Consider the following 20,834-nt stretch of genomic DNA (forward strand, 5'->3'; position numbering starts at 1 on the left):
TCCCGACCGGGCGACATCACCGAAACACCGGCCTGAACTGGTAAGACGTCATCATAACCACATGGCATGGATAACGGATGGGGCAATTCACGGGCGTTCTGGTTATACCTCGGGCCGACGCGAGGAACGGGTCATTAATCTTCGGAGCGTTTTCCTGACGAATGGGACGCACCCTCACACGTCCCGGGGAAAGGAGCTCCATGTCATCCCGAGCACGGCGCCTGACCATCCCCCTCGCCGGAGCGCTCGTCGCGTCCGGCGTGGTCGGCGTCACCCAGGCGGCCCCCGCCGCCGCCGGCCCCTCCGTGTCGTCCGTCCAGGCGGGTTCGGACGACGTCACGGCCAAGGCCTCGGCGAGCCCCGCCGACCGGGCCGTCGCGTTCTGGTCCCCCGACCGGCTGCGCGCCGCCAAGGACTACACCGAGGATCTGGGCAACTCCGTCAAGGGCTTCGGCAAGGTCAGCAAGTCCAGGCCGGACGGCAAGGCGGGGGCGGTCCCGCCCATCGGCGGCCAGCAGAGCGCGGCCGGTTTCTCCAAGCAGGTCAACCTGCCCAACACGGTCGGCCGGGTGTTCTTCACCCTGCCCGGCAAGAACCCGCTGGACCCGAAGAGCTGGAAGTACTGCTCCGGCACGTCGGTGCAGGGCACCTACCGCAATGTCGTCGCGACGGCCGGTCACTGCGTCTACGACCCGGTCAGCAACCAGTTCTACGACAACTGGGTCTTCATCCCGTCGTACTGGGACGGCGACCAGGCGTGGGACGGCAAGGCCCCGTACGGGATCTATCCGGCCAAGTGGTTCCAGGCGCACGACGACTTCGTGGTGAAGGAGGACTACGACTACGACTACGCGTTCGTCAACGTCTCCTCCGGATACAAGATCAAGTGGGAGAGGTCCGGCAACACCTGGCAGGCCGTCAGGACGCCGGTCGGCCGGCTCGGCGACAACGTGGGCGGCCAGGGCCTGACCTGGAACCGAAGCCCCAAGGTCAAGGTCTTCTCGTTCGGTTACCCGGCGGGGCCGCACCCGGACGGTGACCGCCCGTTCTCCGGCCGGACCATGAAGTGGTGCTATGGCCAGTCCACGCCGATGCCGGCCGCACCGAAGTACAACATCCAGCAGCACATCGGCATCAAATGCGCGATGACCTCGGGCGCGAGCGGCGGCCCCTGGCTGTTCGGCTACAAGAGCAAGACCCGTAAGGGCTATCTCAACGGCATCAACAGCGTCGCCTGGGACACCGACGGCAACGACCGCTACGACCGGGTCTCGTCGCCGTACTTCGACGGCGAGACCTACGACGTCTACAAGGTCGCCGCCGGCCGGTGGACGCAGTGACGCCCGTCTCCTGACCGCGCGGCCATTCGGTCAGGCTGTGGGGCCCGGCGCTCTCCGCCGGGCCCTTCTCGTCGTCTCGTCCGGACGGCTCAGGTGTCGAAAAGTCCGCCGGTCGCCGCCCGGCGCTGGCAATCGTTGCCGAACGTGTGCTGCATCGACACGTACTTGCCGTTCCAGATGCCGCTCATCGTGACGGTGACCGGCTGCCAGATCATGGGGCAGATGGCGCCCGGGTTCACATCGAACCTGGCGAGGTCGTCCCGGCCGTTCTCCATCGCCTGCCCGAGGATGCGGCACGCCTCGGCCGCCGACGGGTGCGAACCACCGACCGGCTCGCAGTTGAGGAACGCGTACCGCTGCGCGGGCTGGGACCGTTCACCGGCGGCGGCCGTCAGCAGCACGGCCCGCACCATGGACGCCCGGTCGGGCTGTGTGACGGTCACCTTCTGGGGGGTGGTCTTGACGACGTCGAACGGTACGGTGCGGCCCAGAGTTCCCGGGAAGGGCGGCACGGGCAGGTGGGCGATGCTCGCGGCCGTCGCCGCACCGACCAGAAGAGAGTGGAGTTGCTTCATGTCGATCCCCCGTTTCGGCTGGTCGTAGCCTCCTCACCGAGCCGCGTGACTTCAAGTGACCACTCCGGGGCGAACGTAATCTGACGTCCCGGAGACCCCACCGGTTCCGCTCGTTCCATAACGAGCTGGCCAAGAAGCTGTCCCAAAGGCATGTGGATCTGGAAAAATCACCCCTTACCATCCATATCTCCATCTGAAGGGTGTCCCCAGTGGCTCGGCAGCTCGCACTCGTCATCGGCGGCGTCGCCGTCATGGGTGCCGCCGCCATGCTCTGGGCACAGGACTCCGCCGCGACGGCCTCGGTGAACGCGCTCCGGCAGCAGGACGCCGTCAGGCGCGCGGCCGCGAGCACGACGGTCCCCATGTACGGCTCCGCGAAGAACGAGGTGAGCACCTTCCCGCTCGCGCCCAGCCAGGCCGACATGCAGCGGGTGGCGTCGTACTGGAGCCCGGAGCGGCTCCGCCAGGCCAGCAGCTACGAGCCGAGCACGAAGCCCTCCACGTCGGCGCGGGCCACGACGTCGGCGGCCGAGATGACGCGCGTCGCCGGGCCCGTGAGAAAGGCCGCCACCGCCGCGGCGAGCACCGCGGGCACCTCGGACACGCCTCCGATGGTGGGCAAGGTGTTCTTCAAGGTGGGCGACAAGGAGTACTGGTGCTCCGCGTCCGCCGTGCACTCCGCCTACCGCAACCTCGTCGCCACGGCCGGGCACTGCGCGTACGCGCTGGGGCCGGACAAGCCGGTGGAGAACTGGATCTTCATCCCGTCCTACCACGACGGCGTGACGAGCGCGGGGATCTTCGTCGGCCACACGCTCTACATGCACGTGGACTTCGCCGGGCAGGGCGACTTCGACCGCGACTACGCCTTCGTCACCGTGCACCGCGGCTTCACCTGGCAGGCGTACAAGGACGGGAACACCATCAGGTACCGCACGGCCGACGTCGGCCGGCTGGAAGACCGGGTGGGCGCGTTCCGGTTCGCCTCCAGCAAGCCCATCGGGCGGGGGGTGCTCGCCTTCGGCTACCCCGCGGGCGCGAACCCCGACGGCAGCCGCCCGTACGACGGGCAGAGCCTCAAGTCCTGCCGGGGCTCGACGGAGAAGAAGTTCGTCAGCGCGCCGACCTGGCAGCTGGAGCACGGGGTGCGGCTCCCCGGCTGCGCCTTCACGTCGGGCGCGAGCGGCGGCCCCTGGGTGATCGGGTACAACGCGGCCAAGCGGACCGGCTACCTCACCGGCGTCACCAGCCTGACCTGGAACCTCAACGGCGGCGGACGCCTCGACGCCATCTCGTCTCCCTACTTCAACGCGCTCACGCAGCGCGTGTACAACCAGGCCACCCGCCAGTCGACCGGCTGACCGCCCCGCTTCCGCCAAAGGCCCGGCCCTGTGCCGGGCCTTTCGCGTTTCCCGCCCGCGCCGGGTGTTCCGGGTGAGCCGGGGGTTCCGTGTGCGCCCGGAAGGTCTGGCGACACGATCACGATGGGCGAGATTAGACGTAGCAGAGCCTCCTCCGGTGCCATCGAACGAATGTGATCTGCGTCACATCCACCCGCCCCGGGGACGTCCGGACGTGGCGATCTTTGACAACACGGAGACCGGAGGCGACCTGCACATTGTCACGAGATGATCTCGAACTTGACGGCACCTGTGGAACATCACGGAAAAGTAACTGCCGAATCGGTCAGGAAAAGCCATAAAAACGCGGTAAATCGGGCCGGTAGTGTCTTGACCATCCCCTTACTGACCGTTGGGACGCAGCTGACGTCCCACGACAGCGCAGGAGTCTCATGAACACCCGAGCCAAGCGCCTCATCCTCCCTCTCGGGGTCGCGGCGACCGCCGGCCTCGTCGGCGCCGCCCTCCAGGCACCCGCCCAGGCCGCCGGCGACACCGCCTCCGACAACCTGGCCACCAGCAGCATCGCCGCCAAGAACGTCGTCGCGTACTGGCTGAACCAGAAGGCCGCCAACCTGGTCAACGCGTCGCCGTACGAGACCCAGGTCTCCGCCAAGCACCTCAGCAAGGGCGGCCCCTCGGCCGACAGCAAGCCGGGCACCGTCCCCGCGATCGGCGACGAGAAGAAGTCCGGCGGCACGTCGAAGAACGTGAACCTGCCGCGCACCACCGGCAAGGTGTTCTTCCGCGGCGCCGACGGCCGGCCGCACTGGTGCACCGCCACGTCGGTGCAGGCGCGCTACCGCAACCTGGTGGCGACCGCCGGGCACTGCGTCTACGACACCAAGAGCAACAAGGCCACCCTCGACCGCTGGGTCTTCATCCCGGGGTACTACCAGGGCAAGGCGCCCTGGGGCATCTACGTCGGCAAGACGGCCTTCACCCACTACGACTTCGACGTCTACGAGGACGGCGACCGCGACTACGCGTTCGTGACGGTCTACAACGGCATCAAGGCCGGCGGCGGCAGCAACCTCCGCGACACCGCCGAATGGGACTGGAAGCAGGTCGACAAGGCCACGTACGACAAGTACGACGCGCACATCCGCAAGGCCAAGGCCGGCAAGTACTACATCATCAAGTTCACCGACGTCGGCCGCCTCGGCGACAACGTCGGCGGGCAGGGCCTGGCCTACAACCAGAAGCTCGGCAAGTACGTCTACGTCTTCGGCTACCCGAGCGGGTCGCACCCGGACGGCAACCACGCCTTCACCGGGCAGACCCTCAAGTGGTCGTACGGCAAGACCTTCGCCGCCAAGGCCCCGTCCGTCAAGGCGGAGGAGCTGCAGGGCGTCAAGTCGTCCTTCACCGGCGAGGGCTCCTCCGGCTCCGCCTGGCTGCTCCAGTACAAGAGCGCCCGCCGCCTGGGCTACCTGAACGGCGTCACGAGCGGCGTCTCCGACACCGACGGCAACGGGCGCATCGACACCAGCGTCTCGCCCTACTTCGACGGCGAGCTCTACGGCGTCTACAAGGCCGCCGCGAGCGTCTGGTCCGGCTCGATCGCCTGACAACCACCGGCTTCACCCGGCTCAACGGGGCCCGGTCGCGCGCGTCGCGGCCGGGCCTCCGCCGTTCTCCGGGTCGGTGTTCGGGCGGATTCCGCCGAAAAAGCGGTCCGGCGACGGCACAGGACGCCAACAGACCGCTTTCCGGACCCGTCACGACGGAACCCGGCCGATCCGGTAAGGCGGGTTTTCGAGACTCCTCCTTCCGTCGTGTTTCCGGCCCGATTCTTGGCACAACCGGCCAAGCCACGGGCATGAGGTTTGACAGCTGTTCGCCCCCTTTTCCGGTAAACCGGATAGCCCGATCGGGCGACGCGTCCCGGCGCCTCTTACTAGGAGGTAAATCGGCTGGTCAGCCGTCGGGTTTCCCGACGTGTGATCTCAGTCACACCGGTCGCGCCGAAAATTCCACCGTCGCGCTTTACCGGCTGTGGAAAAGCCATCGGGAAAGACCGCAATCTGCGTAAACACCGGGCCGTGGCCGCTTCGGTCCCGCACGCGGCCGACATAAGGACACACCGGGACGCCCGGCCGTCGGGCCGCGACGCGATTCGGGTTGATTTCCCTCTCTTTGCCATCAGCGTGTGTGCGCTATGTTCTCCGCATCCCTTTCCTGACGCATGGGACGCAAGAGGCGTTCCACGACAGACCAAGGAGTTCCCCATGAAGCGCACCATCGCCTTCGGTGGCCTCGTCGCCACCGCCGGCCTCCTGGCCGCGGGCCTCGCCGTCCCGGCCCAGGCCGCCAGTGACGTCGCCTCCGACGCGCTGGCCACCAACGGCATCGCCGCGTACTCGGTCGCCGCCTACTGGAAGGCCAACAACGCGGCCAACCTGATCGGCGCGACCCCGTACAACGTCGAGACGAAGGCCGTCGCCAAGCACCTGAGCAAGGGCGGCCCCGCTCCCGACAGCAAGCCCGGCATCGTTCCCGCCATCGGGGACGAGAAGAAGACCGCCGCGAAGTCGAAGAACGTCAACCTGCCCAAGACCACGGGCAAGGTGTTCTTCACCGGCGCCGACAACAAGCCCCACTGGTGCTCCGCCACCTCTGTGCAGGCGGCGTACCACAACCTGGTCGCGACGGCCGGGCACTGTGTCTACGACACGGAGTCCAACAAGGCCACCCTGGACAACTGGGTGTTCATCCCCGGTTACTACCAGGGCAAGACCCCGTGGGGCATCTACGTCGGCAAGACGGCCTACACCCACTACGACTACGACGTCTACGAGGACGGCGACCGCGACTACGCGTTCGTCACGGTCTACAACGGCCTGAGCTTCCTCCACGACGGCGTTGTCCGTCCGTACCGGGACAACCCGGGCGGGTGGAAGGAAGTCTCGGCGGAGACCTTCGCCAAGTTCCCGATGTGGTTCAAGGCCGTGCAGAGCGGCTACTGGTGCCACGAGGGCAACAAGTACTACGTGTGGGCCTTCGTCGACGCGGGTCGCCTCGGCGACAACGTCGGTGGCCAGGGCCTTGCCTACAACCAGAAGATCGGCCAGCCGGTCTTCGTGTTCGGCTACCCGAGCGGGTCGCACCCGGACGGCAACTACGCCTACACCGGCAAGACCCTCAAGTGGAGCTACGGCAAGACCTTCGCCGCCACCGCGCCGGCGATCAAGGGCGAGGAGCTGCAGGGCGTCAAGTCGTCCTTCACCGGCGAGGGCGCGCTCGGCTCGTCCTGGCTGCTGAAGTACAACAACGGCCGTCGCCTCGGCTACCTGAACGGTGTGACCATCGGCGTCTCCGACACCGACGGCAACGACCGCTTCGACACCAGCATCTCGCCGTACTTCGACGGTGAGACCTACGGTGTCTACGGTGCGGCCAAGAACAACTGGTCCGGCTCCATCGCGGTGCCGTTCGAGTCGCCCGCCCTGCACTAGTCACGGGTCAGAGGTCGCACTCTCTGAACCGAAGATCCACCCGAGGGGCCCGGCTGCCAGCCGGGCCCTTTCGGCGTTTCACGGCCGGCGAGCGGTTCGCCCAACCTCTCGGCGGGGCCTCCGTTTTCTCCCGCTCTCCCGCGCGTTCTCTCGCGCGCCGTGCGGACCGAAGACTAAACATCCCGGAAATTCCGCGATATTTATTTAATTCGGTGGTAAACCCGGACGGGCCGTCGAGCGTCCGGCCGGGGCCGCTTTCGCGGCACGTCGACACGCTAGCTCTCATCGGCCGCCGCCGACTCGCCAAAAGCTACCAAAACGGGACATTGGGCCCAATCAAGAGGTCCTTAGACGGGTCAGGGTTCCCTTTGGTGCCATCACCTACATGTGATGTCGGTCACACATGCGGTTGACATGCACCCGTGGAACCGGCTGACGAACCGGAGCCAATCCTCCGTGAATCCCGGTCAAGCTGCGAGAACACCCGCGACTTTTGCTGACTGTCTTAACCACCGTCAGTCATGAACATCACGAAAACATCACGAGGCCGACCGCCCCGCCAACCTCCGCAATTGGGGCATTCCGGCGAAAGATCTTCGCTGTATGGTTCTGGCTATCCCTTTACTGACGCATGGGACGCAAGAGGCGTTCCACGACAGACCAAGGAGTTCCCCAATGAAGCGCACTATCGCCTTCGGTGGCCTCGTCGCCACCGCCGGCCTCCTGGCCGCGGGCCTCGCCGTCCCGGCTCAGGCCGCCAACGACGTCGCCAGTGACCCGCTGTCCGCGAGCGGCATCGCCGCCAAGAACGTGGCTGCGCTCTGGCTGTCGGAGAACGCCGCGAACCTGATCGCGGCCACGCCGTACAACGTCGAGACGAAGGCCGCCGTCAAGCACCTCAGCAAGGGCGGCCCCGCTCCCGACAGCAAGCCGGGCATCGTGCCGGCGATCGGCGACGAGAAGAAGACCGCCGCCAAGTCGAAGAACGTCAACCTGCCCAAGACCACGGGCAAGGTGTTCTTCTCCGACGGCGTCAAGTGGGAGAAGGGTGCCGACAACAAGTGGCACCTGAAGGCGGTCAACCCGCACTGGTGCTCCGCCACCTCGGTGCAGTCCGCCTACCACAACCTGGTCGCCACCGCCGGGCACTGCGTCTACGACACGGAGTCCAACAAGGCCACCCTGAACAACTGGGTGTTCATCCCCGGTTACTACCAGGGCAAGACCCCGTGGGGCATCTACGTCGGCAAGACGGCCTACACCCACTACGACTACGACGTCTACGAGGACGGCGACCGCGACTACGCGTTCGTCACCGTTTACAACGGCCTGAAGCTGCCCGCGGGTGGCCTGAAGGACCTCTCGGACCTCGTCGCGGCTCACAAGTGGGACGAGCTTGCGCAGTACCAGGGCTACAAGGAGGTCGACCAGGCCACCTACGACGCCTACGTCAGGGGCGGGTTCTACAAGCCCGGCTTCGGCTACTACACGAAGGTTGAGGGTGGCAAGACCCACTACTTCGTGTTCAAGTACGCCGACGCGGGTCGCCTCGGTGACAACGTCGGTGGCCAGGGCCTCGCGTACAACCAGAAGATCGGCCAGCCGGTCTTCGTCTTCGGCTACCCGAGCGGATCGCACCCGGACGGGAACCACGCCTTCTCCGGCCAGACCCTCAAGTGGAGCTACGGCAAGACCTTCGCTGCGACCGCCCCCGCCATCAAGGCGGAGGAGCTGCAGGGTGTCAAGTCGTCCTTCACCGGCGAGGGCTCGCTGGGTTCGGCCTGGCTGCTGAAGTACAACAACGGCCGTCGCCTCGGCTACCTGAACGGTGTGACCATCGGCGTCTCCGACACCGACGGCAACGACCGTTACGACACCAGCGTCTCCCCGTACTTCGACGGTGAGCTGTACGGCGTCTACAGCGCGGCCAAGAGCAACTGGTCCGGCTCGATCGCCTAACTCTCTCTTCTGAGAGGCGAATCGATCGGCGGTCAGGGGTCCAAACCCTGACGGGCCAACGGAGGGCCCGGCTTTCGAGCCGGGCCCTTTCGGCGTTCCCGGGGGCCTCGCGCGCGTTTCCGGCGATCAGAGCCTGAGCAAGATCGGGCGATTTAGACGGTCGTGGGCTCGATTCGGATCCAGATCCTCGATGTGATTTGGCCCACACCGCTCGGGCCGGATCCCGGCACCCTCTCCCACCGGCCCCGCGAGGCTCGTCCGCCCCCACCTGCGCACTCATCCTGCTCCCGGCGCCCGAAGCCACCCTGTGACGTCGATAACGGAACGATAACGGCGATGTGCGCTTCCTGTGAGGTCGCCGGATCGCTGCTTTCCTCCCAGATCCGCCCGATATGGTCCTGGCGATCCCTTTCCTGACGTATGGGACGCAAGAGGCGTTCCGCGACAGACCAAGGAGCACCACATGAAGCGCACCCTCGCCTTCGGTGGCCTCGTCGCCACCGCCGGCCTCCTCGCCGCGGGCCTGGCCGCCCCCGCCCAGGCCGCGGGCGACGTCTCCAGCGACACGCTCGCCTCGACCGGCATCGCCGCGAAGAACATCGCCGCGCTCTGGCTCGCGGAGGGCGCCGCCAACCTGCAGACGGCGACCCCGTACGGCGTCGAGACCAAGGTCACCACCAAGCACGTGAGCAAGGGCGGCCCGGCCCCCGACACCAAGCCCGGCGTCGTCCCCGCCATCGGCGACGAGAAGAAGTCGACCAGCACGTCGAAGAACGTGAACCTGCCGAAGACCACCGGCAAGGTGTTCTTCGCGGACGGCTTCAAGTGGGAGACCGGCACGGACGGCAAGCAGCACCTCAAGGCGGTCAATCCGCACTGGTGCTCGGCCACCTCCGTGCAGAGCACCTACCACAACCTCGTCGCGACCGCCGGGCACTGCGTCTACGACACGGCGACCAACAAGCCGACCCTGAACTACTGGGTCTTCGTCCCGGGCTACTACCAGGGCAAGACCCCGTGGGGCATCTACGTCGGCAAGACGGCCTACACCCACTACGACTACGACGTCTACGAGGACGGCGACCGCGACTACGCGTTCGTCACCGTCTACAACGGCCTCAAGCTGCCGGCCGGCGGCTTCGCCGACGTCTCCAAGCCGAGTGACCTGGGCGGATACAAGGAGACCGACAAGGCGACGTACGACGCGTACGTCAAGTCGGGCTTCTACCGCGAGAACCGCGGCTACAAGACCGTGAACGGCAAGTACTACATCTGGGCCTTCGCCGACGCGGGCCGCCTGGGCGACAACGTCGGCGGCCAGGGCCTCGCGTACAACCAGAAGATCGGCCAGCCGGTCTTCGTCTTCGGCTACCCGAGCGGGTCGCACCCGGACGGCAACTTCGCCTTCACCGGCAAGACCCTCAAGTGGAGCTACGGCAAGACCTTCGCCGCCACCGCGCCCGCCATCAAGGCGGAGGAGCTGCAGGGCGTCAAGTCGTCCTTCACCGGCGAGGGCGCGCTCGGCTCGTCCTGGCTGCTCAAGTACTCGAACAGCCGTCGCCTCGGCTACCTGAACGGCGTGACCATCGGCGTCTCCGACACCGACGGCAACAACCGCTACGACACCAGCGTCTCCCCGTACTTCGACGGTGAGACCTACGGCGTCTACAAGTCGGCCGCGAGCAACTGGTCCGGCTCGATCGCCTGAGCCTCACCCTGAAGGGCCCGGCCTGTGCGCCGGGCCCTTCCGCGTGTCCGGGCGCATTCCCGGGGTGTGATTTACGTCACCGGGACCGGCCCGTCGTCGCGGCGGGAGCCGGCGGGACGGCCGGGATCGCCATGCCGTCCCACCTGCCTACTTGATTTTTTGTTTCGGTCCAGCCGAAAGAAGCAGCGGTGGTCACGGGAGGATCACGGCGCCGCCTACCGTCCGGGACGGCCTGATTACGGCTACCTGGACCAGAGATCCCCCGGTAAGTTCCTCGCGATCCCTTTCCTGACGCATGAGGCGCATATGGCGTCTCACGTACAGACCAAGGAGTTCCCCTATGAAGCGCACCCTCGCCTTCGGTGGCCTCGTCGCCACCGCCGGCCTCCTCGCCGCGGGCCTGGCCGCCCCGGCCCAGGCCGCCGGCGACGTCTCCAGCGACCCGCTGGCGAAGTCGGGCGTCGCGGCCCTCCAGGTCGTGAAGTACTGGCGTGGCGAGAACTACTCCAACTTCGTCAACGCCACGCCGTACAACGCCGAGACCGCGGTCGCGGCGAAGCACATGAGCAAGGGCGGCCCGGCCCCCGACAGCAAGCCCGGCATCGTGCCGGCGATCGGCGACGAGAAGAAGTCGACCAGCAAGTCGAAGAACGTCAACCTGCCCAAGACCACGGGCAAGGTGTTCTTCCGCGGCTCCGACAACAAGCCGCACTGGTGCTCCGCCACCTCGGTGCAGTCCGCCTACCACAACATGGTGGCGACCGCTGGTCACTGCGTCTACGACACCGAGTCGAACAAGGCCACCCTCGACTACTGGGTCTTCGTCCCGGGCTACTACCAGGGCAAGACCCCGTGGGGCATCTACGTCGGCAAGACGGCCTACACCCACTACGACTACGACGTCTACGAGGACGGCGACCGCGACTACGCGTTCGTCACCGTCTACAACGGCGTCCAGGTCACCGGCTGGGACAGGGTCAAGCGGCAGCTCATCCTGAAGGACACGGGCCGCCTGGGCGACAACGTCGGCGGCCAGGGCATCGCCTACAACCAGAAGATCGGCCAGCCGGTCTTCGTGTTCGGCTACCCGAGCGGCACCCACCCGGACGGCAACCAGGCCTTCACCGGCAAGACCCTCAAGTGGACCTACGGCAAGACCTTCGCCGCCAAGGCGCCCGCCATCAAGGGCGAGGAGCTGCAGGCCGTCAAGTCGTCCTTCACCGGCGAGGGCGCGCTCGGCTCGTCCTGGCTGCTGAAGTACAACAACACCCGCCGTCTCGGCTACCTGAACGGCGTGACCATCGGCGTCTCCGACACCGACGGCAACAACCGCTACGACACCAGCATCTCGCCGTACTTCGACGGTGAGCTGTACGGCGTCTACAGCGCGGCCAAGAACAACTGGTCCGGCTCGCTCGTCTGATCGCTCTCAGGCGTCTGATCCATCAGGAGGCGGACGGCGGGACGCACCCCCGAACCGGCCGCCACGGGAGCCAGGACCCACCCACGGCCTGACTCACGACCTGACTGGGGGCCCGGTCCGACCATCGGGCCCCTCACCTGAGACCTGTGGATAACGACCGGAATCCCCGTCCGCATAGGCGAACGGGCTCCCGGACAAGGCCCCGGCGCACGCGCCGGGGCCTTGTCTGTTCTCCCCCACGCGGCGCACGCCTTCGCACGCGGACGCATCAGCCGCCCAATCGGTGCCATCACAACCATGTGATCCTCGTCACAGATCGGCTTCACAAAAGCACCATTTCTCCCAAAACTCCCAGGATTCCCAGGGCCCGTGACCGACCGGTGATCTGCACATATGAGCGCGGCGAGCCGGCCGCCGCCCCGCTCGACAAACATCACAGAACGGTCTCACAGCCTGGCGTGTCCGTAACGAGGCAAAGTGCGGGTTCCGGCGCTCAAGATCGCCCCGGTAAGGTCCTGACCGTCCCTTTACTGACGCATGGGACGCAAGAGGCGTCCCACGACAGACCAAGGAGCCCCCTGTGAAGCGCACCCTCGCCTTCGGTGGCCTCGTCGCCACCGCCGGCCTCCTCGCCGCCGGCCTGGCCGCCCCCGCTCAGGCCGACAGCACCGTCAGCACCGACAACCTGGCCACCACCAACTTCGCGGCTCAGCAGATCGCCACCTTCTGGTTCGGTCAGGCGGCGGCCAACCTGCAGCAGGCGACGCCGTACAACATCGAGACGACCGTTTCCTCGAAGCACGTCTCGAGCGGTGGCCCGGCCCCCGACACCAAGCCCGGCGTGGTTCCGGCCATCGGTGACGAGAAGAAGACCACCAGCACGTCCAAGAACGTGAACCTGCCCAAGACCACGGGCAAGGTCTTCTTCATCGGCGCCGACCACAAGCCGCACTGGTGCACGGCGACGTCGGTGCAGTCGACGTACCACAACCTGGTGGCCACCGCCGGGCACTGTGTCTACGACACCGAGTCCAACAAGGCCACCCTGGACAAGTGGGTCTTCGTCCCCGGTTACTACCAGGGCAAGACCCCGTGGGGCATCTACGTCGGCAAGACGGCCTACACCCACTACGACTACGACGTCTACGAGGACGGCGACCGCGACTACGCGTTCGTGACGGTCTACAACGGCGTCGGAATCGACCCCGCCAAGACCTTCCGGGTCAAGTACAACGAGGCGACGGCTGACCAGAAGAAGAACGCTGACGCTCACGCCGCCGGTTACCTCAAGTACAACTACAAGGGCACCTGGTACATCGAGTACGTCTCGCTGGCCGACGCCGGTCGCCTCGGCGACAACGTCGGCGGCCAGGGCCTGGCCTACAACCAGAAGGTCGGCGGCTCGGTGTTCGTGTTCGGTTACCCGAGCGGGTCGCACCCGGACGGGACCGCGCCGTTCACCGGCAAGACCCTCAAGTGGAGCTACGGCAAGACCTTCGCCGCCACCGCCCCGTCCATCAAGGGCGAGGAGATGGTGGGCGTGAAGTCCTCCTTCACCGGCGAGGGCTCCATCGGCTCCGCGTGGCTGCTGCAGTACAAGAGCAGCCGCCGCCTCGGCTACCTGAACGGCGTCACCGCCGCCGTTTCGGACACCGACAACAACAAGCGGATCGACACCAGCATCTCCCCGTACTTCGACGGCGAGACCTACGGCGTCTACAGCTCGGCCAAGGCCAACTGGTCCGGCAAGATCGTCTGATCTCCGTCCAGGAGATACGGCGGTCCCCGGTCAGGCGGTCCACCGCGCTGACCCCCGCTCACCACAGGGCCCGGCTCTCCAGCCGGGCCCTGTGCCTTTTCCCGGCCTGTCTCCGCAGTGTTCCCGCGACGTTTCCGGCACTCCGTCATTCCGGACCGCGGACGTAGTTTCCGATACGCAGCTTGTGCGCTGTATGTTCCGACGCATCCCTTTACTGACGCATGGGGCGCAGAGGCGTTCCACGTACAGCGCGAGGAGTTCCCGATGAAACGCGTCCTCATCCCCCTGTGGGGTGTGATGGCCGTCGCCCTGTCCCTGATCCCCGGCGCGCCCGCGCCGGCGCGGGCGTACGACATCACCGCCACCCGCGTGCTCGCCACATCGGCCGAGGCCGGCGCCGCGGTGGCACACTGGCTCACCGGCGACGGCCGCGCGCTCGCCGCCGCCACGCCGTACTCACTGGGGACGCGGATCGCGCCCCGCCGTTCCGCGCCGCCTGCCCCCGCCCCCGGCGGCAGGCCCGGCTATGTGCCGGGCGTCGCCCCGGCCACCAGGACGACGACCCGGGCCGCCGACGACCGTCTGCCCGCCACCACGGGCCGGGCGTACTTCCTCGGCCCGGACGGCCGGCCGTACTGGTGCGCCGCCACCTCGGTCCGCTCGGACCACCGCGACCTCGTGGCCACCGCGGGCCACTGTGTATACGACATCGCGAGCGGCGTCCCGTTCCGCGAGTGGGTCTTCGTGCCCGACTCCACCCATGACCCGCTCCCCCGGCTCGTCTACGCCGGCGCCCGGGTCTTCACGCACTCCGACTTCGCCACGTACCGCGACCTCGACCGCGACTACGCCTTCGTCGCCGTCTACAACGGAATCGCGCCGGCCCGCACGCCGCTGGCGACGGCGGCCCGGTACGCCGCGTTCTCCGGCGGCCTCAAGTACAGCGTGCCCGGCGGGGGCGCGGCCGCGTACGTCGGGGTCAGGCTCGCGGACGCGGGCCGTCTCGGCGATCGCGTCGGCGGGCAGGGCCTCGCCTACAACCTGCCGGCCGGGGCTCCCCTGCTGCTCCTCGGATACGGCCGCACCGGCGCTCAGGTCCGCTCGTACGGCAGGCCCGTCGGCCTGGCCGATCCGCGCCTCAAGGCGGACGCCCTGCTCGGCCTGCGCTCCACGACTCCCCCTGTCGCGGGATCGTCCTGGTACACCCGGTATCGGGCGGCGCGAGGGCTCGGCTACCTCAACGGCATCACCATCGCCGGCGCCGGCGCGACGGCCGTCTCGCCCTACTTCGACGGTGAGTTGTTCACGGTGTACGAGGCCGCCCGCCGCCTCAGGACCGGCTCGGCCGACACCGACACCTGATTGAGAGATTCGGGCGGAAATAGCATTCCCGTCCGTTTTCCTGGTCGGCGACCGCAAACAAAAGACGTCCGAGACGGGAAAGTTCGGAAATCCGGGCTTTCCCGATACTCGCGGCTTATGCCGTGCTGCTCGTGTGCTGTAAGTTCCCTGACATCCCTTTACTGACGCATGGGACGCGAGTGTCGTCCCACGTACAGCGCGAGGAGCGAATCCTTAATGAAGAAGCGCGCGCTTCTCCCCCTGGGCGGCGCCGTCGCCGCCGCCGGTCTCGCGGCCGCGGCCGTGACGATACCGGCCCAGGCCGCGCCCAGCACGTCCGCCGCGAGGCTGTCCTCAGCCGCGGCGGCCGCCGACATCCTCGACTTCTGGACTGAGAACGACGGCGCCAACCTCAAGAGCGCCGAACCATATGGCATGGAGCACAAGTCCGCGCCCAAACTGGTGTCGAAGGGCGGCCCCGCCGCCGACGGCAAGCCGGGCGTCGTCCCGGCGATCGGTCAGGGTGGCAAGGCCGCCGGGGTCACCAAGAACGTCAATCTCCCGAAGACGGCCGGCCGGGTGTTCTTCACCATCGGTGACGGCCTCTACTCCTGCTCCGGCTCCTCGATCCAGTCGCGCTACCGCAACCTGGTGGCCACCGCCGCCCACTGCGTGTACGACATCGCCGGCGACGCGAGCACGATGAAGCGCTGGATCTTCATCCCGGGTTACTACGACGGAAAGGCCCCATGGGGCATCTACGTCGGCAAGACGGCCCACACTCACCACGACTTCGAGGTCTACGAGGACGCCGACCACGACTACGCCTTCGTCACGGTCTACAACGGCATCGTCCGCGACCACGCCAAGAAGACGTGGTCCGACGCCGGCCGGCTCGGCGACAAGGTCGGCGGCCAGGGCCTCGCCTACAACCAGAAGGTCGGCGCTCCCGTCTTCGTGTTCGGCTACCCCGCCGCTCCGCAGGCCGACGGCCAGTACGCCTGGTCCGGCGAGAAGCTCAAGTGGTGCTACGGGAAGCCCTTCTTCCCCGTGCAGGAGAGCTCCGTCAAGGCGGAGGAGCAGATCGGCCTGAAGTGCGCCATGACCGGCGGCTCCTCCGGCGGCCCCTGGATCCTGAAGTACCAGAGCTCCCGCCGGATCGGCTACATCAACGGCGTCACGAGCCTCGGCGGCGACACCGACGGCGACAACCGCAGTGACCTGATCACATCGGCGTACTTCGACGGCGAGACCTACGCCGTCTACAAGTCCGCCTACTCGTTGTGGTCGGGCTCGATCGTGCGGCGCGACGGCAGCCTGGGCATCACCGAGACCCAGGCTCGCTGAGCCGGCGTAGGCGGGACCCGTCCCCGACGGCCGGGCCCCGCCTACGACCTCAGACCAGACCTTCAGACCGGGCCCTCAGCCCGGCCGTTCAGCCCGGCCCTAAGACCGGCCCCTCAGACCAGCGCCTCGTGCCGGGAGACCAGCGCGGCGCTGTCCAGCACCCGCGCCACCCGCGGTTCCGCGGCGTACGGCTCCAGCCGGCGGCGCATGTCCGCGGCGTACGACCGGGTCCGCGCCGACTGGATCCCACCCGCGAGCGCGAGCGCCGCCTCGGCCGTCGTGCAGGCCTCCTCCAGCTCGCCCTCCTGGATCAGGGCGGACGCGAGCAGCGAGAGATTGAACATCTTCCCCCGGACGTACCGCCCGTCCATCAGCAGCGACCGCCGCGCGTGCCGGACCGCCCGCGCGCCGTCGCCGAGATCGCGGAGGCAGTGGGCGGCCTTGGCCGAGAGGTAGGCCTCGTCGAAGTAGCCGATCCAGGCGGGTTCCTCCTTGGGCGACCTGCGGTCGAACGCCGTCTCCGCCTCGTGCAGCGACGCCGCGCAGGAGACGCCGTCGCCCAGCGTGGCGTGGGCGTGCGCCTCCAGCACCCGGGCCTCGGCGGTCAGGGTGTGGATGCCCGACCGCTTCGCCGCGGCGATCGCCGCCCTCGCCAGCTCCAGCCCGTGCCGGGGATGGCCCACGTAGACGGCCTGGTGGCTCATGCCCGCGAGGATCTCACCGGCCAGTCCGTGATCGCCCGCGCTGCGGGCCAGGCCGAGGGCCTGGATCAGGTATCGCTGCGCGAGGCCGTGCTGCTCCAGGTCGTAGGCCATCCAGCCGGCCAGGCGGGTCAGCTCGGCCGCGGCGGTCGCGAGCGCACGCCCGGTGGCCTCGCCGTACGCGCCGTCGCGCAGCAGCGGGGTGACGGCCGTGTGCAGGTATCGGACCACCGGGCCGCGGATGCTGCCGCCCCCGAACCGGTTGTCCAGCTCGCCGAACGAGCGGGTGACCTCGCGGATCGCGGCCACGTCGGCGACGCCCACCCGGCGCGGACCTTCGGCGGAGAGCCGCTCGCCTTCGGGCTTCGTCAGCCAGTTGACGACGCCGGCCGAGCCCGCTCCCAGGGCGAAGGTGGAGTCGAGCAGGAACCTGCGTCGCTCGACGTCGGCCCTCCACAGTGCTGTCACGCTTGCCACACCCTCCTCCCACGAATGGGGGAACTCCTGTCCGAGGTGAGGAGGGACCGTTCCGCCCGTTTCCCGCGGCAGGGCGATGTGCTCGGCGGGCACCCGCCGCCCGAGCCCCGGGGAGAAGACCTCCGCGGGCGGCCCGGGGACCGGCTCACGAAGACGCCGGCCGCCGATCCAGCGGAGCACCGAACCGTGGTCGTATCTCATCCCGGCAGCTCCCGGGCCGAACCGAGGCCGTCCGGCCCGCGGGCCGGCCCCGTGGGGGACAGGCCGGCCTCGGCGAGGTGCTGCCGGAGCAGCGGGTTGGGGTCGCGTCGCATCCCTCTCCTCACCAGGACAGGCATAGCCGATAGGTAACGGAGAGCTTTCTTTATAGCACGCACAGTGAGCGGCTAAAGGAATTCCCAAACCTTCGCGGCCAAGAAAAAGGCCGTGACCACCCGGAATACGGGGGATCACGGCCATTCGCGGCATGCGCGCTCCGGCCCCGCTACGGCGGCTACCGCCGCGCGACGCCGTCCTCGCAGGCCTGCCGCGCCACGGCGGCGGTGACCGCGGGAGCCACGCGGGCGTCGAACGGCGAGGGGATGACGTACCCCTCCCGCAGGTCGTCCCCCACCACCGCGGCGAGCGCCGACGCCGCGGCGACCTTCATGTTCTCGGTGATGGTCGTGGCGCGGACGTCGAGGGCGCCGCGGAAGACGCCGGGGAAGGCGAGCACGTTGTTGATCTGGTTCGGGAAGTCGGAACGGCCGGTGGCGACCACACGCGCGTGGCGGGCCGCGACGGCCGGCTCCACCTCGGGGGTGGGGTTGGACAGCGCGAAGACGATCGAGTCCCGCGCCATCGAGGCGATGGCGGCCTCGGAGACGGTCGATCCTGACAGGCCGATGAACACGTCGGCTCCCGCCAGCGCGTGCTCGGTCGATCCGGTGAGACCGGCCCTGTTGGTGTCGCGGGCCAGCGCCTCCTTCGGCGCGTTCAGGCCGTCCCTGCCGGAGTGGAGGATGCCCTTGGAGTCGGCGACCGCGATGTCGCCGATCCCGGCGCCCAGGAGGATGCGGCTCACCGCCACCCCGGACGCCCCGGCGCCGGCGACCACGGCGCGCAGGTCGCCGAGGGACCGCCCGGTGAGGCGGGCCGCGTTCTGGAGGGCCGCCAGCACCACGATGGCGGTGCCGTGCTGGTCGTCGTGGAAGACCGGGATGTCGAGCGCCTCCCGCAGCCGGTCCTCCACCTCGAAGCAGCGCGGCGCGCTGATGTCCTCCAGGTTGACGCCGCCGAACGACGGCGCGAGGCGCACCACGGTCTCGACGAGCGCGTCGACGTCGGTGCAGTCGAGGCAGATCGGCACGGCGTCGACGCCGGCGAACTCCTTGAAGAGCAGGGCCTTGCCCTCCATGACGGGCATGGCCGCCGCGGGACCGATGTCGCCGAGGCCCAGCACCGCCGTGCCGTCGGTGACCACCGCGACCACGTTGGGAACCCAGGTGTACTCGTTGACCAGTTCGGGAGACTCCGCGATCGCGGTGCAGACCCGGGCCACTCCGGGCGTGTACGCGAGCGACAGGTCGTCCGCGTCGCGGACCGGGACGGTCGACCGGACCTCCAGCTTTCCGCCGCGGTGCAGCGCGAAGGCGGGATCCAGTTCGAGAGATGCCGAATAAGCAGGTGAGACGGTCACAGCGACCCCAGTGTCGAAAGGACGTTTTCCTTCGGTGACGCCGTCAAGCAGGCGAAAGCCCAGGCATCGGTAGCCGCCGGAGGCCGTCGTCGTTGACGGTCGTCTCTAGAGGGGGTACGGGGGTCACCCGTCTCCTGATTGTGCCACACGGGAAGAGGCGGACCGCCGATCACGCGGGAATCCCCTGCTCCGGGGTGTTCCCAGTCAGCGCACGGCATGTAATACTCGGTGTCACTAGCGGGCTCTTACACACCTGGGCGTCCCCGTGGACCTGACGTCATACGCCGAGCTGGCCGTTCTGCTGGTCAACCTGGGCGACGAGGGCAGAAACATCGACGTGCTGCGCGGCCTTCTCGACGAGACGGGCCGCACCGAGGCAGCCGCCCGGCTCACCCGCCGCGATCTCGACGCCCTTTCCGAGCTGCGCGAGGAGCTCACCGGGGTCTTCGAGGCGGCCTCCGCGGGCGACGAGGCCGAGGTGGTCGAACGGCTGAACGGGCTGCTGGTCCGGCATCCGGTGCACCCGCAGATCTCCGGGCACGACGGCCAGCCCTGGCACCTGCACCTGACCGAGGGCGGCCGGGTGGCCGACACGCTCGCCGTCGGCTCGGTGATGGGCCTGGCCAGCGTGGTCACCGGGCTCGGCGCCGACCGGCTGGGGATGTGCCAGGCGACGCCCTGCCGCAACGCCTACCTCGACACCTCGTCGAACCGGTCCCGCCGCTACTGCTCCGAGAGGTGCGCCAGCCGGGCCAACGTGGCCGCGTACCGGGCCCGCCGGCGCGGCGCCTGACGACCCCCAAGGGGCGACCCAAGAGGCGGTTCCAGGGACGGCTCAGCCCGGCGGGGCGGGAAACCGGGCGGACGGGCGGGGCCAGTAGCGCAGCACGACCCGGCCGACGATGTCCGCCTCGGGTACGGCGCCGAAGTCCCAGCTGTCCCGGCGGCCGGGCGCCGACTGGTTGTCGCTCTCCAGCCACCAGCCGTCATCCGTGTGCCGGAACGCCCGCTTGACGATCAGGCCGTGCGGCCGCCGGGCCACCACGACGTCGCCGGGCCTGATCCCGGCGCCGCGCCGGACCAGCAGCCAGTCGCCGGACCGCAGAACCGGCAACATCGACTCGCCCGTGACATGTACCGCGGTGAACAACATCCCCCTCCGTCCGGTGATTCGGAAGACGAGTAAGGTCGGTCGTGGACAGTGCTGTCACCAGCATTCCTAAGGAAGGATTCCGATGCTCGCACGACTGCTGCGACCCAGGCACGAGGCATCCGCCCACTGCGACCTCCCGTGCGGGGTCTACGATCCCGCCCAGGCCCGGATCGAGGCGGAGTCGGTCAAGGCGATCATGAAGAAGTACGCCGACAACGACGACCCGGTCTTCCGCACCCGCGCGCTGATCATCAAGGAGCAGCGGGCCGAGCTGGTCAAGCACCACCTCTGGGTGCTGTGGACCGACTACTTCAAGCCGCCGCACCTCGAGCAGTACCCGCAGCTCCACCAGCTGTTCTGGGACGCCACGAAGCTCGCGGGGGCCGCCGGCGCCAAGGGCACGGTCGACGCCTCACAGGCCGACGACCTGCTCGCCAAGATCGACGAGATTTCCAAGATCTTCTGGGAGACCAAGGCCGCCTGAGCCCTGTTTCCCGGCCCCGTACGATCGATGA

16 protein-coding genes are annotated in these 20,834 nt (G+C 68.2%); 12 read left to right on the forward strand and 4 right to left on the reverse strand.

Annotated elements, in window-relative coordinates:
- Positions 1-200: 200 nt before the first annotated feature.
- On the forward strand, positions 201-1,340 hold the full coding sequence (locus JOL79_RS06220) for a trypsin-like serine peptidase (RefSeq protein WP_210154662.1): 1,140 nt from the start codon (positions 201-203) through the stop codon (positions 1,338-1,340).
- A gap of 89 nt (positions 1,341-1,429) precedes the next feature.
- On the opposite strand, the gene JOL79_RS06225 is transcribed toward JOL79_RS06220, so the two are convergent.
- Complete coding sequence (locus tag JOL79_RS06225; protein WP_210154663.1) at positions 1,430-1,915, reverse strand: SSI family serine proteinase inhibitor; 486 nt, start codon at positions 1,913-1,915, stop codon at positions 1,430-1,432.
- A gap of 209 nt (positions 1,916-2,124) precedes the next feature.
- Here JOL79_RS06225 and JOL79_RS06230 point away from each other — a divergent pair, with 209 nt between their 5' ends.
- From JOL79_RS06230 to JOL79_RS06270, 9 genes are all read left to right on the forward strand, one after another.
- On the forward strand, positions 2,125-3,276 hold the full coding sequence (locus JOL79_RS06230) for a trypsin-like serine peptidase (RefSeq protein ID WP_210154664.1): 1,152 nt from the start codon (positions 2,125-2,127) through the stop codon (positions 3,274-3,276).
- 431 nt (positions 3,277-3,707) lie between these two features.
- Positions 3,708-4,886, forward strand: coding sequence for a trypsin-like serine peptidase (locus tag JOL79_RS06235; protein WP_210154665.1), 1,179 nt, complete (start codon positions 3,708-3,710; stop codon positions 4,884-4,886).
- 660 nt (positions 4,887-5,546) lie between these two features.
- Complete coding sequence (locus tag JOL79_RS06240) at positions 5,547-6,773, forward strand: trypsin-like serine peptidase (protein WP_210154666.1); 1,227 nt, start codon at positions 5,547-5,549, stop codon at positions 6,771-6,773.
- A gap of 675 nt (positions 6,774-7,448) precedes the next feature.
- On the forward strand, positions 7,449-8,732 hold the full coding sequence (locus tag JOL79_RS06245) for a trypsin-like serine peptidase (RefSeq protein ID WP_210154667.1): 1,284 nt from the start codon (positions 7,449-7,451) through the stop codon (positions 8,730-8,732).
- A 463-nt stretch (positions 8,733-9,195) separates the two neighbouring features.
- Positions 9,196-10,440 (forward strand): trypsin-like serine peptidase, encoded by a 1,245-nt coding sequence (locus JOL79_RS06250; RefSeq protein ID WP_210154668.1) that lies wholly within the window; start codon positions 9,196-9,198, stop codon positions 10,438-10,440.
- 340 nt (positions 10,441-10,780) lie between these two features.
- Entirely contained in the window at positions 10,781-11,863 is a 1,083-nt protein-coding gene (locus tag JOL79_RS06255) for a trypsin-like serine peptidase (protein ID WP_210154669.1), read from the forward strand.
- Positions 11,864-12,443: 580 nt separating this feature from the next.
- Positions 12,444-13,622, forward strand: a complete 1,179-nt coding sequence (locus JOL79_RS06260; RefSeq protein ID WP_210154670.1) for a trypsin-like serine peptidase — start codon at positions 12,444-12,446, stop codon at positions 13,620-13,622.
- 264 nt (positions 13,623-13,886) lie between these two features.
- Positions 13,887-14,984 (forward strand): trypsin-like serine peptidase, encoded by a 1,098-nt coding sequence (locus JOL79_RS06265; protein WP_210154671.1) that lies wholly within the window; start codon positions 13,887-13,889, stop codon positions 14,982-14,984.
- A gap of 216 nt (positions 14,985-15,200) precedes the next feature.
- Complete coding sequence (locus JOL79_RS06270) at positions 15,201-16,310, forward strand: trypsin-like serine peptidase (protein WP_210154672.1); 1,110 nt, start codon at positions 15,201-15,203, stop codon at positions 16,308-16,310.
- Between the two features lie 113 nt (positions 16,311-16,423).
- Here JOL79_RS06270 and JOL79_RS06275 read toward each other — a convergent pair whose 3' ends face one another.
- Together JOL79_RS06275 and JOL79_RS06280 are read right to left on the reverse strand one after the other, a co-directional pair.
- Positions 16,424-17,689, reverse strand: a complete 1,266-nt coding sequence (locus tag JOL79_RS06275; RefSeq protein WP_230984250.1) for an NsdA family TPR-like regulatory protein — start codon at positions 17,687-17,689, stop codon at positions 16,424-16,426.
- Between the two features lie 292 nt (positions 17,690-17,981).
- Positions 17,982-19,166, reverse strand: coding sequence for an NAD(P)-dependent malic enzyme (locus tag JOL79_RS06280; protein ID WP_210154673.1), 1,185 nt, complete (start codon positions 19,164-19,166; stop codon positions 17,982-17,984).
- Between the two features lie 265 nt (positions 19,167-19,431).
- Between JOL79_RS06280 and JOL79_RS06285 the strand changes: the two genes are divergently transcribed.
- A complete protein-coding gene (locus JOL79_RS06285) occupies positions 19,432-19,959 on the forward strand; it encodes a CGNR zinc finger domain-containing protein (protein WP_210154674.1) in 528 nt (175 codons plus the stop codon).
- Positions 19,960-20,001: 42 nt separating this feature from the next.
- Here the strand turns inward: JOL79_RS06285 and JOL79_RS06290 are convergent, their stop codons facing one another.
- The gene (locus tag JOL79_RS06290) at positions 20,002-20,319 is read right to left on the reverse strand and encodes a S24 family peptidase (RefSeq protein WP_210154675.1); all 318 of its coding nucleotides are present in this window, start codon (positions 20,317-20,319) and stop codon (positions 20,002-20,004) included.
- Positions 20,320-20,401: 82 nt separating this feature from the next.
- On the opposite strand from JOL79_RS06290, the gene sodN reads away from it, so the two are divergent.
- Entirely contained in the window at positions 20,402-20,803 is a 402-nt protein-coding gene (sodN, locus tag JOL79_RS06295; RefSeq protein ID WP_210154676.1) for a superoxide dismutase, Ni, read from the forward strand.
- The last annotated feature ends 31 nt before the right edge of the window (positions 20,804-20,834 follow it).

This window comes from Microbispora oryzae (genome assembly GCF_017896165.1).
Classification (GTDB): Bacteria; Actinomycetota; Actinomycetes; order Streptosporangiales; family Streptosporangiaceae; genus Microbispora; species Microbispora oryzae.

Excerpts from the sequence above, each read along its gene's own strand:
- JOL79_RS06220 (WP_210154662.1), top strand. The coding sequence starts at position 201 with ATGTCATCCCGAGCACGGCGCCTGACCATCCCCCTCGCCGGAGCGCTC.
- JOL79_RS06225 (WP_210154663.1), bottom strand. The coding sequence starts at position 1,915 with ATGAAGCAACTCCACTCTCTTCTGGTCGGTGCGGCGACGGCCGCGAGC.
- JOL79_RS06235 (WP_210154665.1), top strand. The coding sequence starts at position 3,708 with ATGAACACCCGAGCCAAGCGCCTCATCCTCCCTCTCGGGGTCGCGGCG.
- JOL79_RS06240 (WP_210154666.1), top strand. The coding sequence starts at position 5,547 with ATGAAGCGCACCATCGCCTTCGGTGGCCTCGTCGCCACCGCCGGCCTC.
- JOL79_RS06245 (WP_210154667.1), top strand. The coding sequence starts at position 7,449 with ATGAAGCGCACTATCGCCTTCGGTGGCCTCGTCGCCACCGCCGGCCTC.
- JOL79_RS06250 (WP_210154668.1), top strand. The coding sequence starts at position 9,196 with ATGAAGCGCACCCTCGCCTTCGGTGGCCTCGTCGCCACCGCCGGCCTC.
- JOL79_RS06255 (WP_210154669.1), top strand. The coding sequence starts at position 10,781 with ATGAAGCGCACCCTCGCCTTCGGTGGCCTCGTCGCCACCGCCGGCCTC.
- JOL79_RS06265 (WP_210154671.1), top strand. The coding sequence starts at position 13,887 with ATGAAACGCGTCCTCATCCCCCTGTGGGGTGTGATGGCCGTCGCCCTG.
- JOL79_RS06270 (WP_210154672.1), top strand. The coding sequence starts at position 15,201 with ATGAAGAAGCGCGCGCTTCTCCCCCTGGGCGGCGCCGTCGCCGCCGCC.
- JOL79_RS06275 (WP_230984250.1), bottom strand. The coding sequence starts at position 17,689 with ATGAGATACGACCACGGTTCGGTGCTCCGCTGGATCGGCGGCCGGCGT.
- JOL79_RS06290 (WP_210154675.1), bottom strand. The coding sequence starts at position 20,319 with ATGTTGTTCACCGCGGTACATGTCACGGGCGAGTCGATGTTGCCGGTT.
- sodN (WP_210154676.1), top strand. The coding sequence starts at position 20,402 with ATGCTCGCACGACTGCTGCGACCCAGGCACGAGGCATCCGCCCACTGC.